The organism is Stenotrophomonas sp. SBJS02 (assembly GCF_020428325.2).
GTDB lineage: Bacteria > Pseudomonadota > Gammaproteobacteria > Xanthomonadales > Xanthomonadaceae > Stenotrophomonas > Stenotrophomonas africana.
Map to the genome: position 1 here is coordinate 3,359,164 of NZ_CP109812.1, position 16,958 is coordinate 3,376,121.

The following is a 16,958-nucleotide window of genomic DNA, read 5'->3' on the forward strand; positions in this document are numbered from 1 at the left end:
GGAAAGCGTTCCCGGGGCTGCGCCCGGGCAATAAAAAAAGCGCCGCGAGGGCGCCTGGAACACAGGGCCTTCGGGGACAGGTCAACAGTGGGCGGTGGTAGTGCTCATGTCGCACGCTCGGCCGGCGCTGGGCGCGGGCCACCTTGTTCCAGTCAGGGTTCTGCGATGATCTTAAACCAGTGCACGGGAAAGCCCAAGGCCCACCGTACGGTCCCCTGAATGGGTCTCGCTGGCGGCGTGAAATGGCAATGATTACCATGTCGGCGCAGGCGCCTCGTGCCAGCCTGCCCGCTTTCCCCAGGACCCCGTGATGCGCCACCCGCTCCGACCGGCTCCCGCCGGCCCCGCCCGTGTCCCGCGTTCGCCGGCCCGCTGCCACGCTGGCCGCCCGCGATGATCACCGTCGGCCTTTCCACGCTCGGCTTCTGCAGCCTGGGCATGCTGGCAGCGATGTTCTCGGCGCTGGCCTTCTACGCCGCCTCGCCGCACTGCCGCTGGCCACGCCTGCGCCGCGCCGGCCGCCTCGGCCACCAGATCGGCCTGGTCGCCGCGGCTGCCGCGCTGTGGCTGTGGATGGCCGAGCTCGGCTTTGCCGCCGGCCTGGTGGCCATGCTGTGCACCTGGATGCTGGCGGCGATGCTGCTGCCGGCGCTGGCCGCCTGGCACCGCCCCGGCACGGAGTCACCCTGATGTGGCCGCGTGCCCTTGCCGGCATCATCGCCGGCTTCTTTCTGGCCGCAGCCGCCACCGGCCTGCTGGCGTGGCTGCCGCCCGGCCCGTGGCAGCGGGCGCTGGTGCCGACCCTGATCGCCTTCATCCCGCTGTGGATGCTGGCCGCCCTGTGGGCGTTCAGTTTCCGCAGTGCGCTGCGCGCCTGGCTGGTGCTGGCCGGCAGCGCGGCCACCGGTTTTGCCGTGCTCGGGCTGCTGCGCCTGACCGGCGCGGTGCAATGAGACCCCTCCCATGAAGTTCAGTTCGCAGACCCTGCGCACGTTTACCACCCTGCACACCTGGGTCGGCCTGGTCGCCGGCTTCGGCCTGTTCGTGGCCTTCTACGCGGGTGCGCTGACCCTGTTCCATCACGACCTGCCGCTGTGGCAGACCCCGGGCGCAGCCACCGCGCTGCCGGCGGGCCTGGACGACGCGCAGTATCTGCTGGAAGACGTACTGGCGGCACACCCGGAAGCCCGCCGCCACGTCGGCATGACCTTCCCCGGCGCCGAACATCCGCAGCCACTTGCGTACTGGCAGGCCGATGATGGCAGCTGGCGCTATGCCTGGCCCGGCCAGATCGCCGGCAGCACCACACCACCACAGACCGGACTGGCCGAGCTGGTCAACGAGCTGCATTACAGCCTCGGCCTGCCGGTGGCCGGCATCTACGTGATGGGCATCGTCAGCCTGCTGTATGGGATGGCGCTGCTGAGCGGCCTGGTGATCCACCTGCCGAAGCTGTTCAGTGATCTGTTCGCGCTGCGTCCGGGCCGCAACCTGAAGCAGCTGTGGCAGGACGCGCACAACGTGGTCGGCGTGCTCAGCCTGCCTTTCCACCTGATGTTTGCGGTGACCGGCGCCCTGCTCTGCCTGGTGTTCGTGCAGATGGCCCTGCTCAACCCGTTGATCTACGACGGCAAGGCCCTGCAGGCGGTGCCGACGGCGATGGACACCGCGCCCGTGCGCGAGGCCAGTGGCATTCCGGCGCCGCCGGGCAGCCTGCGCGTGCTGCATGCACGTGCGCTTGAAGTCGCCCGCGCACAGGGCGTGGCCAACTTCGAGCCGGCCTACCTGAAGCTGGCCAATGCCGGCGATGCCAATGCCACCATCGAGATCACCGGTGAATCCACCGGCACGCTCGGCCCGCTTGGCGCGGTGGCGCTGGACGTGACCACCGGCAACGTTCTGGCCTCGCAGCTACCGGGCCAGCGCGACGCCAACCATGCCACGCTCAGCGCCGCCTACGCGCTGCACTTCGGCGAATTCGGCAATGGCGTGGTGGTCTGGCTGTACTTCCTGCTCGGCCTCGGCGGTGCCTTCCTGTTCTACTCCGGCAACCTGTTGTGGATCGAATCGCGGCGCAGGCGCCGCCAGCCGCAGCAGCCGCGTGCCGGGGTGAACATGGCGCGGGCGACGGTCGGTGTGTGCATCGGCCTGTGCGTGGCGATCTCGGTCGCCTTCGTCACCGCACTGGTGCTGGAGCGGCTGGCGCCGACGGCGGTCGACCACGGCATCCGCTGGGCCTGCTTCGGCAGCTGGGCGGCCTGTGCGCTATGGGCCGCGCTGCGACGCCCGGCGCAGGCCGCACGCGAACTGCTGTGGGCGGCAGCGATCAGTACCGCGCTGGTGCCGGTGCTGCACGGCGCACTCAATGGCGACTGGCTGTGGCGCGCTGCGGGGCGTGGTCACTGGCCACTGTTCTGGGTCGATGCCATCGCGCTGGCCATGGCCTTCGGCTTCGCCCGCCTGGCCGTCGCCAGCCAGCGCCGCGCCCGCAACGGCGACCCCAACAGCGTCTGGGCCAACTGAGCCTCCGCCGGGCATGGCCCGACGCTACCTACCGTTGCGCGCAACGCCCCCTGTAGCGTCGAGCTTGCTCGACAGCTGTTGATTTCGCGCCAATGTAGAGTCGAGCTTGCTCGACTGGCGTTGATTTCGCGCCAAGCACCGTCGAGCAAGCTCGACGCTACCCAAGCAGGATCATGCCTCGCCGGGGTAACGACTCACTTCGATCAGGTTGCCATCCGGGTCGCGGAAATACACCGATTCGATCGGTCCCAGCGCGCCGGTGCGTGCGACCGGCCCCTCCTCCACCGCAACGGTCTGCGCCTGCAGGTGGGCCAGCACATCGACTGTCGCCGTACGCGTGACCAGGCACAGGTCGGCACTGCCCGGCGTGGGTCGCCGCGCATGCGGCTGCAGCGGTGCACTGGCCGGATGCAGATTGATCTTCTGCTGGCCGAACTGCAGCGCGGTACGGCCCGCACCGAAGCGCACGACCTGCATGCCGAGCACGCGCTGGTAGAAAGCACAGCTGCGTTCGATGTCGGCGACGGTGAGGACCAGGTGGTCCAAGCGTTCAAGATGGATCATGCCCACAGCGTAACGCTGCGGGCATGGACATGCTGTGCGGGGTTGGGTCGTTGACGTTGCGGCATTGCGCCGGACATCGCCTGATGCAGCTCAGTCGCCGATGCGCGCCTTCTGCCACGGGCCCAGCATGGCATTGAGCAGGCTGGCCTGTTCGTCGTCGCCGGTCAGCTCCCACATGAACACCCCGGCCAGGCCCTGCTCACGGGCGAACTGCGCACGCAGACCGATCGAGCGCGGGTCTTCATAGCTGATGAAGATCTTCTGCCCGGCGTTGTACAGCCACGGGCTCTGCGCCTGTGGTTGCCAGTGCTTCGTCCAGCCCGGCTGGTCGAGATAACGCGCCTTGATCACCCGCCAATCGCCGGCATCGGCCGGTGCGCTGTAGGCCTGATACAGACCGTCCGGTGCATCGCCGGTGACCTTGAAGCCGCGCCCGTAGAACGGCACGCCCAGCACCAGCTTGTCGGCCGGCACACCATGCTCGCGGTAGTACTGCACTGCGCCGGCGACGTTGTTCCAGCGCCGCAGCTCCGGCGCCAGCGGATCGGTCGGCACTTCATGCAGGGGCGCATTGAACGTCGACACCGATGAGAAGCCGGTGCCCATGTCGTAGCTCATCAGGTTGATGAAATCGAACACCTTGGCCAGCGCCGGCAGGTCATAGCTTGCCGCTGGATCGTAGGGGCCATCGGTCTGCAGGCGACCGGCGGCCAGTGCGGCGGTCAACAGCATCGGCTGCCCCGCCTTGCGTCCATGCGCATCAAGGGCCACGCGGAACGCCTGCGCGAGCCGGGTCAGATTGGCGCGGTCCTGCGGACGGTGTGCCAGCTCCTTCGGCCCGCCACTGACCGGGAACTCCCAGTCGATGTCCACGCCATCGAAACTGCCAGCATGACGATCGAAGAACAGCGCCATGCATGAGTCGACCAGGCGCTTGCGGCTGGCCTCGGTCAGCGCTGCATCGGAGAATCCGCCTGCCCCCCAGCCACCGATCGAAATCAGCGTGCGCAGATGCGGGTGCGCCTTCTTCAGCTCGGCCAGCGCCGCGAAATTCTTCGGCGCTTCCGCGCCGATCGTGCAGCGGCCGTCCTCGATGGTGGAGAACGCGTAGAACAGGTGGGTGAGGCGCTCGGCCGGAATGCTCGACACCGGGTAGCGCTCGGCCGAACCACCGGGGTAGTAGGCACCGAAGATCGGCGGCTGCGCGGGCGCCGCATGCACGGCAATGGGCAAGGCACCGGCAATCAGCACGGCAAGGGCAGCCACGGTCTGGCGGAACATGGGATCTCCCGGTTCGAAGGCGCAGCCACGTTAGCAAACGGATGGGGCTGTGGGACGGTTGTCGTAGCATGTCGTCCAGTGGACAGGTGCATCCCGCCGAATGGCGACAACGCGCCAGTCATGCAACGACCCTCATGCACTGCAGCAGGACACACGCCGACGCCGCGTTCGCGGGCTCGCGCATCAGCTAAGGTAGCCGCGGACCTTCAACCGCGCATGGACATGAGCACCGACCACGACAACCTCGACGACGGCGACCTGCTGGACGACGAAACCCTCGACGAAGGCCAGGCCCTGGAGGCACGCGCCTACGACGCCTTCCACGAAGGCAACCTGCAGCGGGCGGTGGCGCTGTTCGGCGAGCTGATCGCACTCGCCCCCGAAGTGCCGTACCTGCATTACATGCGCGGATTGGCGCACAAGTATCTGCGCGACTGGGCTGCCTCACTGCAGGACAACCTGCGATCGGAGCAGCTGCGCGGCGAGTTCGATGTCGCCACTGCCTGGAATGCCGGCATCGCCGCCACCGGCATGGCGGACTGGGCCGAAGCACGACGCCAGTGGACCCGCTGTGGCATCACCCTGCCCGAAGGCGAGGGCCCGATCGAGGGCCACTTCGGCGTGGCCTGCATGCGCCTGGCGCCATGGTCCGACGCCGAAGTGGTGTACATGAGCCGCATTGATCCGGTGCGTGCACGCATCGACAACGTACCGCTGCCCGAAAGCGGCTTCCGCTTCGGCGACATCGTGCTGCACGACGGCGCCTCGACCGGCCAGCGTGCCTACGGCGAGCGCCAGGTGCCGGTGTTCAACGCGATGCAGCGCCTGCAGGCATCGGACATGGCGACCTTCACCGTGTTCGTGCAGTGCGATTCGGCCGATGACATCGCTGCCCTGGAGGCCATCACCCTGCCCGGCATCGGCATGGTCGAGGATTGGACAGCCACCGTGCGCCGGCTGTGCCGTCGCTGCAGCTACGGCACGCCGCACCAGCATGGTGATGAGGCGCCAGATGAAGACCAATGGAGACGCGAACGTGACCTCGGCGTGGCCGCACAGGGCCGGGCTGCGGTGGAAAAGCTCATGGCGGTGTGGGTCGCTGCAGCCCCCGGCCGGGTGCTGGAGGCCATCGAACAGCGCGAGCACCCGCTGAGCGACCCGGAGCCAGGCCAGGTCTGGTGGCTGGGTGAGGACGAAGAAGACGCGTAAGTGCAAGGACCAACGGTCCTCACCCGCAGGATTCCAGGCAAAGAAAAAGCGGGCCGAAGCCCGCTTTTTCATTTCAGCGATTCCAGAAGCGTGTCAACCAAGGTTGACACCTACCGTAATCGACCGGAGGTCGATTACTCGGCGCTGACGGCGTCGCCTTCTTCCACGGCCTTCATCGACAGGCGGATACGGCCCTGCTTGTCGACTTCCAGCACCTTGACCTTGACCACATCGCCTTCCTTCAGCACGTCGCCGACCTTCTCGACGCGATCGCTGGAGATCTGCGACACGTGGACCAGACCGTCCTTGCCCGGCAGGATCGTGACGAACGCACCGAAGTCCATGATCTTGGCGACCTTGCCTTCGTAGATGCGGCCCGGCTCGACATCCGAGGTGATCTGCTCGATGCGGGCCTTGGCAGCCTGCGCAGCGATGGCATTGACCGAAGCGATGACGATGGTGCCGTCGTCCTGGATGTCGATCTGGGTGCCGGTTTCCTTGGTGATGGCCTGGATGGTCGAGCCACCCTTGCCGATCACTTCGCGGATCTTGTCCGGGTGGATCTTGATGGTCAGCAGGCGCGGCGCGTAGTCCGACAGCTCTTCGCGCGGAGCGGTCAGGCCGTGGGCCATTTCGCCCAGGATGTGCAGACGACCAGCCTTGGCCTGCTGCAGCGCCTGCTTCATGATCTCTTCGGTGATGCCTTCGATCTTGATGTCCATCTGCAGGGCGGAGATGCCCTCAGCGGTACCGGCCACCTTGAAGTCCATGTCGCCCAGGTGATCTTCGTCACCCAGGATGTCGGACAGGACGACGAAGCGCTCGCCTTCCTTGACCAGACCCATGGCGATACCGGCAACCGGCGCCTTCACCGGCACGCCGGCGTCCATCAGGGCCAGCGAGGAACCGCAGACCGAAGCCATCGACGAGGAACCGTTCGACTCGGTGATTTCCGAGACGACGCGGATGGTGTACGGGAAGGCTTCCAGCGACGGCATGACAGCCAGCACGCCGCGCTTGGCCAGGCGACCGTGGCCGATTTCGCGGCGCTTCGGACCCATCATGCGGCCGCACTCACCCACCGAGAACGGAGGGAAGTTGTAGTGGAAGAGGAAGTTTTCCTTGTACTCACCGGCAACGGCGTCGATGACCTGGCCGTCACGGGCGGTGCCCAGGGTGATGGTCACGATGGCCTGGGTTTCGCCGCGGGTGAACAGCGAGGAACCGTGGGTACGCGGCAGCACGCCGGTCTTCACGGCGATCGGGCGGACGGTATCCAGCGCACGGCCGTCGATACGGACCTTGGTGTCCAGCACCGAGTCACGCATGGTGCGGTATTCCAGCTCGCCGAATTCCTTCGACAGCTCGGCCGGGTTCCAGCCTTCAGCGGCCACGCGGCCAGCCAGGGTTTCGAAGACGTCCTTCTTGATCGCCGAGATGGCGTCGCGGCGCTGCAGCTTGTCGCGCACCTGGAAGGCTTCGCCCAGGCGCGGGCCGATGGCTTCCTTCAGGGCGGAGATCAGCACGTCGTTCTTGGCCGGGGCTTCCCAGGTCGACGGCTTGGTGCCGGCTTCGACGGTCAGCTCGTTGATCGCGTTGATGACCTTCTGCATCTCGCGGTGACCGAAGGTCACGGCGCCCAGCATCACTTCTTCGGACAGCAGCGCGGCTTCGGATTCAACCATCAGCACGGCGTTGGAGGTACCGGCGACGACCAGCTCCAGCTGCGAGTCAGCCAGTTCGCTGACGGTCGGGTTCAGGATGTACTCGCCGTTCTTGTAACCGACCTTGGCAGCGCCGATCGGGCCCATGAACGGGGTGCCGGCCAGCGACAGGGCAGCCGAGGCACCGATCAGGGCAGCAATGTCGCCGTCCACGTCCGGGTTCAACGACATGACCGTGGCGATGATCTGCACTTCGTTCTTGTAGTCTTCCGGGAACAGCGGACGGATCGGACGGTCGATCAGACGCGAGATCAGGGTTTCCTTCTCGGTCGCACGGCCTTCACGCTTGAAGAAACCACCCGGGATACGGCCGCCGGCGTAGAACTTTTCCTGATAATCGACGGTCAGCGGGAAGAAGTCCTGGCCTTCACGCGCGCTCTTGGCGGCGACGGCGGTGACCAGCAGTACGGTGTCGTCCATCTTGACGATGACGGCACCGCTGGCCTGACGGGCGACTTCGCCGGTCTCGAGCGTGACGGTGTGCTTGCCGTACTGGAAGGTTTTGGTGATTTTTGCCACGGAGGGTGTCCTTGGGGATGCTGTCTGCGAATTTGGACCGTCGGCGACCCTTGCCGCCAGCGGGTGGCCGGATCGTTCCGGCCTGAATCGGGGATTGCGGTGCTACAAAACAAAACCGCGGCGCATCGCTGCGCCGCGGGGGATTCGTTGCTTAGCGACGCAGGCCAAGCTTCTCGATCAGGGCCTTGTAACGCTCGACGTCCTTCTTCTTCAGGTAGTCGAGCAGGCTGCGACGGCGGTTGACCATCTGCAGCAGGCCGCGGCGGCTGTGGTGGTCCTTCTTGTGGGTCTTGAAGTGGCCGGTCAGCAGTTCGATGCGGGCGGTCAGCAGGGCAACCTGGACTTCCGGGGAGCCGGTGTCAGCCGAGCTGCGCTTGTTGTCTTCAATGACCTTCTGGGTGTCGATCGACATTTTCTTTTTTTTCTCTGTGATGCGTGGCCGGCAGGAACGCGCTTCGCGCACCGCCAGGCTCGCCGTGGACTACAAGGATGAAACCCGCGCGAGGCAGGCTGCCGGAAAACGGCCGCGAAATTGTAACGGGCGGGGGCTTCCGGGACAAGGACCGGGGCTGAACCGGCAGGCCAGGTCAGAGGTTGAAACGACGCTGCGGGGCCAGCAGGCCACTGTCATCGACCTGGCCCAACCCCTGGACAGCGTCGTCCGGACCGAACACGGCCACCAGGCCATGGGGCCAGGACGGGTCGCGCTGGCGCTGGCCGACGCAGAAGCGGCGGGTCTGATCGGCATCGAGGTCGATCCGCGGATACTCAGCCAGGCCGGCCGCCAATGGCAGCAGCAACGCGTCCATGCCCGTCTCGTCACCCGCCTCGACCATCGCCCGCAGCTGATCCAGGGTGACCATCGCCGGTTCACGGAATGGCTCGACCCAGAGGCGGCGCAGCGCGCTGATGTGGGCACCACAGCCCAGCGCCTCGCCCAGGTCGCGGGCCAGGCTGCGGATGTAGGTGCCGGAGCCGCAGGTCACCCGCAGGCGCAGCCGTTCCGGCTGCTGCTCCAGCACCTCGATGGCATGCACGTGGACCTCGCGTTCCGGGGCCTCGATGACATCCCCACGGCGGGCCTTCACATACAGCGGTTCCCCACCCTGCTTCAGCGCCGAATAGATCGGGGCGCGTTGGCGGATGCTGCCGGTCAGCGGCACCAGCGCCGCCTGCAGGGCCTCGGCGCTGATCGAAGGCACCGGGCGCTGCAGCAGCACCTGGCCTTCGGCGTCATCGGTATCGGTGGTCTGGCCGAGCATGATCTCGGCGTCGTAGGCCTTGGCCGAGCCGAGCAGCAGGCCGGCGATCTTGGTTGCCTCGCCGAAGCACAGCGGCAGCAGGCCGGTGGCCAGCGGATCAAGGCTGCCGGTATGGCCGCCCTTCTCGGCACGGAACAGGCGACGGGCCACCTGCAGGGCGGCGTTGGAGCTCATGCCGGTCGACTTGTCGAGCAGCAGGATGCCATCCAGGCGGCGGAACTGAATTCGGGTCATGACAGAATTTCGTAGAGTCGAGCCATGCTCGACTGCCGCAGCGGGGTCTGCATCAGACATCGCGCAGCCGGAATGCAACAACGCCGGGCATGCCCGGCGTCGCGCGCTTATTCTTCGTCGCTCTCGCGACGCTTCTCCGCGGCCAGCGTATCGGGCAGGTCGCGCAGGATGTTGTCGATGTGCTCACCACGGTCGACCGAGTCGTCGTAGTGGAAGTGCAGTTCCGGCACGTGGCGCAGCTTCATCGCGCGGGCCAGGTCCATGCGCAGGCGATAGCCCAGCTCCTTCAGGCCGGCCACGGCTTCAGCCGAACGTTCGGGCATCAGCGCGGTGACGAACACCTTGGCATGGGCCATGTCGCGGGTGATTTCCACGTCGGACACGCTCACCGAGGGCAACCCGTGCTCACGCACGGCGTTGTGCACCAGGGTGCCGAGTTCACGGCGCAGCTGGGCGGAGACACGGTCGGTTCGATGGAAAGTCTTGGGCACGAGGAGCTCTTGGTTCAGTTGTCGCCCGACCAACGGTCGGGCGCTACAGGTACATGGTGGGGCCCGACCGTTGGTCGGGCCGCCTTGCAGCATTACAGGGTGCGCGGCACTTCGATACGCTCGAAGCACTCGATCTGGTCACCCGGCTTGACGTCGTTGTAGGCCTTCACCGCGATACCGCATTCGGTACCGTTGCGGACTTCCTCGACGTTCTCCTTGAAGCGACGCAGCGATTCCAGCTCGCCCTCGAAGATCACCACGCTGTCGCGCAGCACGCGGATCGGCTTGTTGCGCTTGACCACGCCCTCGATGACCATCGAACCGGCGACGGCGCCCAGCTTGGAGCTGCGGAAGACGTCGCGGACCTCGGCGATACCGATGATCTCTTCGCGGATCTCCACGCCCAGCAGACCGGAGGCCACCTGCTTCACCTGATCGATCACGTCATAGATGATCGAGAAGTAACGCAGGTCCACGCCGTTGGATTCAATGATGCGACGGGCCGAAGCATCCGCACGCACGTTGAAGCCGATGACGGTGGCCTTGGAAGCGGCCGCCGAGTTGGCGTCCGACTCGGTGATGCCGCCCACGCCGGAGTGGATCACGTTGATGCGGATGTCTTCGTTGGACAGCGCGACCAGTGCCTGGCTCAGGGCCTGCACCGAACCCTGCACGTCGGCCTTGATGACCAGGTTGAGGACCTGCTGGCCCTCGCCCTTGCCCAGGGTCGCCATGATGTCTTCCATGCGGCTGCCAGCGGTGGCGACCAGACGCGATTCACGGCGCTTGGTCTCACGCTGCTGGGCAACGTCCTTGGCCAGACGCTCGTCCTCGACGACCACGAAGTCGTCACCGGCTTCCGGCACGCCGGACAGGCCCAGGACCTGCACCGGGATGGACGGGCCGGCGAACTCCGGCTGCTTGCCGGTTTCGTCGAACAGCGCACGCACGCGGCCGTACTGGATGCCGCACACCAGGTAGTCGCCCTTCTTCAGGCGGCCCTGCTGCACCAGCACCGTGGCGACCGGGCCACGGCCCTTGTCCAGCGACGATTCGATCACCACGCCCGCGGCGCGGCCTTCGTCGACCGCCTTCAGTTCCAGCAGTTCGGCCTGGATCGAGATGGCATCCAGCAGGTCGTCGACGCCCAGACCGGTCTTGGCCGAGATCTCCACCATCTGGGTGTCACCACCGAAGTCTTCGGCCACGACCTGCTCGGACAGCAGTTCGTTCTTGACCCGCATCGGGTCGGCATCGGACTTGTCGATCTTGTTGATCGCCACGATCAGCGGCACACCCGCCGAACGCGCGTGCTGGATCGCTTCCTTGGTCTGCGGCATGACACCGTCATCGGCGGCCACGACCAGCACCACGATGTCGGTCAGCTTGGCGCCGCGCGCACGCATCGAGGTGAATGCCGCGTGGCCCGGGGTATCCAGGAAGCTGATCACGCCCTTCGGCGTATCCACGTGGTAGGCACCGATGTGCTGGGTGATGCCGCCGGCTTCGCCGGTGGCGACCTTGGTGCGGCGGATGTAATCCAGCAGCGAGGTCTTGCCGTGGTCGACGTGACCCATGATGGTGACCACCGGCGGACGCTGGGTGGCTTCGCCCTGGTTTTCACCGGTCGAGGCCAGCAGTGCGTCTTCGGCGTCGTTGTCGTTGGCACGGATCGCCTTGTGGCCGAGTTCTTCGGTCACCAGCGCGGCAGTGTCATGGTCGATGGACTGGGTGATGGTGGCCATCACGCCCATCTTGAACAGCGCCTTCACCACCTCGCCGCCCTTCAGCGCGAGCTTCTGCGCCAGGTCGGCCACGGTGATGGTGTCGCCGATCGCCACTTCACGCACCACCGGTGCGGTCGGACGCTCGAAGGCGTGCGGACCGGCGTTGCTGCCACCACGCGACATGTCGCGACGGCCGCCACTCTGGTTGCGACCACCCGGACGACCCCGGGTGTTGCTGTTGTTGCTGTTGCCACGACGCGCACGATCAGCCGCCGACAGATGCATCTGGCCGGCAAAGCGATCACCCGGGCCACGCTCGTTGCGCGGCGCGCTGCGGTTGTTGCGGTCGTCGCTGCGCGGCGGTGCCGGCGGTGCACCACGCGGTGCGGCCGGAGCGGCAGCCGGGGTACGCGGCGGGCGCGGCGCGGTTTCGTCGATCGGAGCGCGCACCTTCGGCTTGCTGGCGGCCAGCGCCTCGGCCGCCTTCGCGGCAGCGGCAGCTTCCTCGGCGGCCTTCTTCTCGGCCTCTGCGCGTTCCTTGGCGGCGACCTCTTCCTCACGGGCGCGGACAATGGCTTCGTCGCGCAGACGATCCTTCTCGGCCAGTGCCTGCTGTTCGGCGAGGTTGCGCGCGCGCGACTCTTCCAGCTTGCGCAGGATGTCGGCGCGTTCTTCGTCCGGGGTCATGGCGCGAGCACCATCCTTGACGTAGGTACGCTTCTGGCGCACCTCGACATTCACGGTCGTCTTGCTGCGACCGGAACTGACCGTCACTTCCTGCTGTTTCCGGCGGTTGAGCGTGATCTTCTTTGCAGACTGATCAGTTTCTTCCGGGGCCTGCTCGGGCTTGCCGTGCGAACGACGAAGGAAGCCCAGGAGCTTCACCTTCTCGGTGCTGGTCACGACCTGGTCGGGACCGCTGAACTTCATGCCGGCACCGGCCAGCTGTTCCAGCAGTTTTTCGACCGGCGTGTTGACCAGTTCGGCAAGCTTGCGGATGGTGGTTTGCTGCGACATTCGGATCCTATGATCTTGTGGGCGCCCCCCGCATCTGGAGGTGGCGCGGATTCTACGCCCTGAGCGGCTCAGGGCCCTGTTCATTGCCGGCTCATTCGCCGCGTTCCAGTCGGGCGATCTCCTCGGCACGTGCGGCCAGGATCAGCGCAGCGGCGCGCGCCTGATCCAGCCCTTCGATGCCGAAGTCCATGACCTCGTCGGCGGCCAGATCGGACAGGTCCTCACTGGTGCGCACGCCGTGGCCGGCCAGCGCATATGCGGTGGCTTCGTCCATGCCCTTCAGGGACAGCAGGTCCTGCGCCGGCTGGCCGTCTTCAAGGCCTTCCTCGACTGCCAGGGCCTCATTGAGCAGCGCATCGCGGGCACGAGCGCGCAGCTCTTCGACGATGTCTTCGTCGAAACCTTCCACGGCCAGCAGTTCGCCGACCGGGACATATGCGATTTCCTCGACAGTGCCGAAGCCTTCGCTGACCAGGATGCCGGCGATTTCCTCGTCCACTTCCAGCTTGTCCATGAACAGCTGGCGGGCCGAAGCCTGCTCGGCCTCCGACTTGGCGGTGACCTGGTCCTGGGTCATCACGTTGAGCTGCCAGCCGGTCAGGCGGCTGGCCAGGCGCACGTTCTGGCCGCCCTTGCCGATTGCCTGGGCCAGGCGGTCTTCGGCAACAGCCAGGTCCATCGAGTGCTTGTCTTCATCGACGATGATCGACTGCACTTCAGCCGGCGCCATCGCGTTGATGACGAAGTTGGCCGGGTTGTCGTTCCACAGCACGATGTCCACGCGCTCGCCATTGAGCTCGTTGGACACGGCCTGCACGCGCGAACCGCGCATGCCGATGCAGGCACCGATCGGATCGGTGCGCTGGTCGTGGGCCAGCACGGCGATCTTGGCGCGGTCGCCCGGATCGCGGGCACAGGCCTTGATTTCCACCAGGCCCTGGCCGACTTCCGGCACTTCCAGCTTGAACAGCTCGATCATGAATTCCGGGGCGGCGCGGCTGATGAACAGCTGCGGGCCACGCGGTTCCGAACGGACTTCGGCCAGGTAGCCGCGCACGCGGTCACCAGCGCGCAGCACGTCGCGCGGAATGCCCTTGTCCTTCGGGATGAAGCCTTCGGCGTTGCCACCGAGGTCGACATAGATGTTGCCGCGCTCGGCGCGCTTGACCACACCCGTGATCAGCTCGCCGACGCGATCCTTCCACGCATCCACGACCTGCTGGCGCTCGGCTTCGCGCACGCGCTGGACGATGACCTGCTTGGCGGCCTGGGCGGCAATGCGGCCGAAATCCGGGTTTTCGATCTGCTCTTCGATGTAGTCGCCGACGTCCACGCCTTCGGCTTCATCGACGGCATCCATCAGGCGGATCTGGCGGTCCGGCGATTCCATGACCACGTCATCGGCCACCACTTCCCAGCGGCGGAAGGTTTCGTAGCTGCCATCCTTGTGGTCGATGACCACACGGGTCAGCACTTCCTCGTCGGGATAGCGCTTCTTCGCTGCCGAGGCCAGGGCGGCCTCGATGGCATCGAAGATTACTTCACGCGGCACGCCCTTCTCGTTGGCGACCGCGTCGACTACCAGCAACAGTTCCTTGCTCATTGGCTCACTCCGCGCGCGGCTTTTTTTGCCGCCGGCTCGTTGGAAGAAGAATTCGTGTTCGGCTTCGGACGCTTCGGTGCCGGACCGGTCGGCTTGCTCGGGGCCAGCCCCAGCGCCACCCAGTCGGGCATGATCCGTGCCTTGTCGATGTTGTCGGCCGACACGACCACTTCGGCCTTGTCGACGATGAAGGTGATGGCACCTGCGGTCTCGTCGATGGCTTCGATGCGGCCCTGCAGGCGGCGACGGTTGTCCTGCGGCAGCTTCAGCGTGACCTTGGCCATTTCGCCGAGGTGACGGCCGAACTGCTCCAGGTTGAACAGCGGGCGATCGACGCCCGGCGAAGACACTTCCAGCGTGTAGTTGCCGCTGATCGGGTCTTCGACGTCCATCTGTGCCGACACTTCGCGGCTGACCCGCTCGCAGTCGTCGACATTGATGATGCGCTCGGGCTGTTCAGCCAGCGGCACGTCGATGTAAAGGCGCAGGGTCGCACCGCCGGGGGCCGGCAGATACTCAACGCCCAGCAGCTCCAGGCCCAGCGACACAACGGTCGGGGCGAGCAGATTCGCGATGTCGGTTGCCTTGTCGCTCACAGCCTGCCTTGATCTCTATGGTTGGGTGCCGGCCTTGGCCAGCATGGAAACATGACGCCCCGGAAACGACAAAGGGCCCGCTGGGCCCCTTTTCCGGAAAGACTCCGGTGACTGGATTCCGGTTGCAACCTGCAGTGCCTGCCGGTTGCGGCCCTCCTTCCGGGTCCGGACTCCCGCTGGGAGGCCGCCTTCAGGGGTATTGCTAGGCCGCTGATGATAGCGACTGCACCGCGCTGGTGCAAGGTGCGGGGCCGAGACCAGGCCCCTTTTCCACACCGGCAGTCGAGCATGGCTCGACTCTACAAAAACAGAACCAATCCAAAGAAAAAACGCCCTCGAAGCAGCACTTCGAAGGCGATCTCTTTACTTGGTAGCGGGGGCAGGATTTGAACCTGCGACCTTCGGGTTATGAGCCCGACGAGCTGCCAGACTGCTCCACCCCGCATCAGAAGCGGAATTATGAGGCATAACTTCAAAACCTGCAAGCCTTTCCTCATTCATCGAACTGGTTGGCGCCGATTCGATGTGTTGGTAGCGGGGGCAGGATTTGAACCTGCGACCTTCGGGTTATGAGCCCGACGAGCTGCCAGACTGCTCCACCCCGCACCGGAAGTGTTTGAACTGCTGCCCTGCTCTTTCGAGGAGGGCTACCGCAACGATGTTCTGGCTGAACCGCTGCAGTGACAACTCAGGCTGCGCATATTACACGAATCGCGCAGCTTTGTGTCAACTTTTATGCAATGTGCGCAAATGCCTGCTGGCACCAGACCATGATCGGGTTCCAGGCCAGGCCCAGCGCCAGCAGCGCCAGCGCGTTCACGCCCAGCACCAGGCCCAGCACGCGGTCGTTGCTGCGCGGCATGGCCTCGCCCACCGGCTCATCGAAGTACATGACCTTGATGACGCGCAGGTAGTAGAAGCAGCCGACCACAGCACACAGCACGCCGAGGATGGCCAGCCACAGCAGGCCGCCGTTGACGGCCGCGCCCAGCACCGCCAGCTTGGTCCAGAAGCCCAGGAACGGCGGGATGCCGGCCAGCGACGCCATGATGCACAGCACCAGGCCGGCCATCCACGGGTTGCGGGCATTCAGGCCCTTGAAGTCTTCGATGTTCTCGGCTTCGAAACCGGCACGCGACAGCGCGATGATCGCACCGAAGGCGGCGGTGGACATGATGGCGTAGGCCAGCGCGTAGAACAGCGCGGCGGCATAGCCCTGCGAACCGCCACCGGCGATACCCATCAGCAGGAAGCCGATGTGCGAGACGGTGGAGAACGCCAGCATGCGCTTGAGGTTGCTCTGCGCGATGGCCATCAGGTTGCCGATGACCAGCGAGACCGCGGCCAGGCCGGCAATCAGCAGCTGCAGTTCGGTCGACAGCGGACCCACGCCCATTTCCAGCAGGCGGTAGGCCATGCCGAACGCGGCCAGCTTCGGCGCCGAGCTGATGAACAGAGCGATCGGTGCCGGAGCACCCTGGTACACGTCCGGCAGCCACATGTGGAACGGCGCGGCACCCAGCTTGAAGGCGACGCCGGCGATCATGAACACCGCACCGGTGATCAGCAGCACGCGCTCTTCCGAGTGCGGGATGGCCTCACGGATGACGTCCAGGTGCAGGCTGCCGGTGGCGCCGTAGATCAGCGACATGCCGTACAGCAGCAGGCCCGAGGCCAGCGAACCCAGCACGATGTACTTCATCGCCGCTTCCGAGGCCAGGCCGTTCTCACGGTTGCTGGCAACCAGCGCGTAGGAGCACAGCGCCAGCAGTTCCAGGCCCAGGTAGACCATCAGCAGGCTGCCGGCCGAGACCAGGATCATCATGCCGGCGGTGCCGAACAGGATCAGCACCGGGATCTCGCCCTGGAACAGGTTGCGGTCACGCAGGTAACGCCAGCCGTAGACCAGGGTCAGGCCGCTGAGCAGCACGATCCCGGTCTTCATCACGTCCGCGGCGGTATCGCGCACGAACATGCCATGGAAGACCTCCCCCTGCCCGCCCACGCCGGTGGCCAGCATGAACAGCACCACGGCCAGCGCAGCGAGCGAGAACAGGTGGGTGACGATCTTGTTCCGGTTGCTGACGAACAGGTCGAGGATCATCAGGGCGAAGGCGCTGCCGATCAGCACCAGCTCGGGAGCGAGTGGTGGCAGGTCAGCGGCGGTCAATGGCAGCAGCGGCGAGGTGGTCATCATCAAATCCTGGA

Annotated in this window: 14 protein-coding genes and 2 tRNA genes; 4 read left to right on the forward strand and 12 right to left on the reverse strand. The window is 66.0% G+C overall.

Features of this window, described 5'->3' with window-relative positions:
- The first annotated feature begins 393 nt into the window (after positions 1–393).
- Genes FQS62_RS15665 through FQS62_RS15675 form a run of 3 tightly spaced genes read left to right on the forward strand, consistent with a single transcriptional unit; the run spans position 394 to position 2,523 of the window.
- A complete protein-coding gene (locus tag FQS62_RS15665; RefSeq protein ID WP_049445770.1) occupies positions 394–690 on the forward strand; it encodes a hypothetical protein in 297 nt (98 codons plus the stop codon).
- A complete protein-coding gene (locus FQS62_RS15670; RefSeq protein ID WP_049445768.1) occupies positions 690–953 on the forward strand; it encodes a hypothetical protein in 264 nt (87 codons plus the stop codon). Before FQS62_RS15665 ends, FQS62_RS15670 begins: the two co-directional genes overlap by 1 nt.
- A gap of 10 nt (positions 954–963) precedes the next feature.
- Complete coding sequence (locus tag FQS62_RS15675) at positions 964–2,523, forward strand: PepSY-associated TM helix domain-containing protein (protein ID WP_049445766.1); 1,560 nt, start codon at positions 964–966, stop codon at positions 2,521–2,523.
- 171 nt (positions 2,524–2,694) lie between these two features.
- Here FQS62_RS15675 and FQS62_RS15680 read toward each other — a convergent pair whose 3' ends face one another.
- Both FQS62_RS15680 and FQS62_RS15685 read right to left on the reverse strand, forming a co-directional pair.
- Complete coding sequence (locus FQS62_RS15680; RefSeq protein WP_049445764.1) at positions 2,695–3,087, reverse strand: VOC family protein; 393 nt, start codon at positions 3,085–3,087, stop codon at positions 2,695–2,697.
- Between the two features lie 90 nt (positions 3,088–3,177).
- On the reverse strand, positions 3,178–4,368 hold the full coding sequence (locus FQS62_RS15685; protein ID WP_208042905.1) for a glycoside hydrolase family 18 protein: 1,191 nt from the start codon (positions 4,366–4,368) through the stop codon (positions 3,178–3,180).
- 222 nt (positions 4,369–4,590) lie between these two features.
- Between FQS62_RS15685 and FQS62_RS15690 the strand changes: the two genes are divergently transcribed.
- The gene (locus tag FQS62_RS15690; RefSeq protein WP_226053570.1) at positions 4,591–5,577 is read left to right on the forward strand and encodes a tetratricopeptide repeat protein; all 987 of its coding nucleotides are present in this window, start codon (positions 4,591–4,593) and stop codon (positions 5,575–5,577) included.
- A gap of 134 nt (positions 5,578–5,711) precedes the next feature.
- Here FQS62_RS15690 and pnp read toward each other — a convergent pair whose 3' ends face one another.
- The 10 genes from pnp to nuoN form a co-directional block, all read right to left on the reverse strand.
- Complete coding sequence (pnp, locus tag FQS62_RS15695) at positions 5,712–7,820, reverse strand: polyribonucleotide nucleotidyltransferase (protein WP_057502013.1); 2,109 nt, start codon at positions 7,818–7,820, stop codon at positions 5,712–5,714.
- Positions 7,821–7,971: 151 nt separating this feature from the next.
- Positions 7,972–8,232: a 30S ribosomal protein S15 gene (gene rpsO, locus FQS62_RS15700; protein WP_005410445.1), complete on the reverse strand. Its 261-nt coding sequence runs from the start codon at positions 8,230–8,232 to the stop codon at positions 7,972–7,974.
- A 175-nt stretch (positions 8,233–8,407) separates the two neighbouring features.
- Positions 8,408–9,316: a tRNA pseudouridine(55) synthase TruB gene (gene truB, locus FQS62_RS15705; protein WP_208043884.1), complete on the reverse strand. Its 909-nt coding sequence runs from the start codon at positions 9,314–9,316 to the stop codon at positions 8,408–8,410.
- Positions 9,317–9,423: 107 nt separating this feature from the next.
- Entirely contained in the window at positions 9,424–9,807 is a 384-nt protein-coding gene (rbfA, locus tag FQS62_RS15710) for a 30S ribosome-binding factor RbfA (protein ID WP_005410447.1), read from the reverse strand.
- 92 nt (positions 9,808–9,899) lie between these two features.
- The gene (gene infB, locus FQS62_RS15715; RefSeq protein WP_057502014.1) at positions 9,900–12,551 is read right to left on the reverse strand and encodes a translation initiation factor IF-2; all 2,652 of its coding nucleotides are present in this window, start codon (positions 12,549–12,551) and stop codon (positions 9,900–9,902) included.
- Between the two features lie 91 nt (positions 12,552–12,642).
- Positions 12,643–14,154: a transcription termination factor NusA gene (gene nusA, locus FQS62_RS15720; RefSeq protein ID WP_005410449.1), complete on the reverse strand. Its 1,512-nt coding sequence runs from the start codon at positions 14,152–14,154 to the stop codon at positions 12,643–12,645.
- Positions 14,151–14,750 carry a ribosome maturation factor RimP gene (gene rimP, locus FQS62_RS15725; RefSeq protein ID WP_226053571.1) on the reverse strand — a complete coding sequence of 200 codons (600 nt, stop codon included), beginning with the start codon at positions 14,748–14,750 and terminating at the stop codon, positions 14,151–14,153. Before rimP ends, nusA begins: the two co-directional genes overlap by 4 nt.
- 368 nt (positions 14,751–15,118) lie before the next feature.
- A tRNA-Met gene (locus FQS62_RS15730) sits at positions 15,119–15,195 on the reverse strand.
- Between the two features lie 84 nt (positions 15,196–15,279).
- Positions 15,280–15,356 (reverse strand) — tRNA-Met (locus FQS62_RS15735).
- 127 nt (positions 15,357–15,483) lie between these two features.
- Positions 15,484–16,944: an NADH-quinone oxidoreductase subunit NuoN gene (nuoN, locus tag FQS62_RS15740; RefSeq protein WP_208042987.1), complete on the reverse strand. Its 1,461-nt coding sequence runs from the start codon at positions 16,942–16,944 to the stop codon at positions 15,484–15,486.
- Positions 16,945–16,958 lie beyond the last annotated feature (14 nt).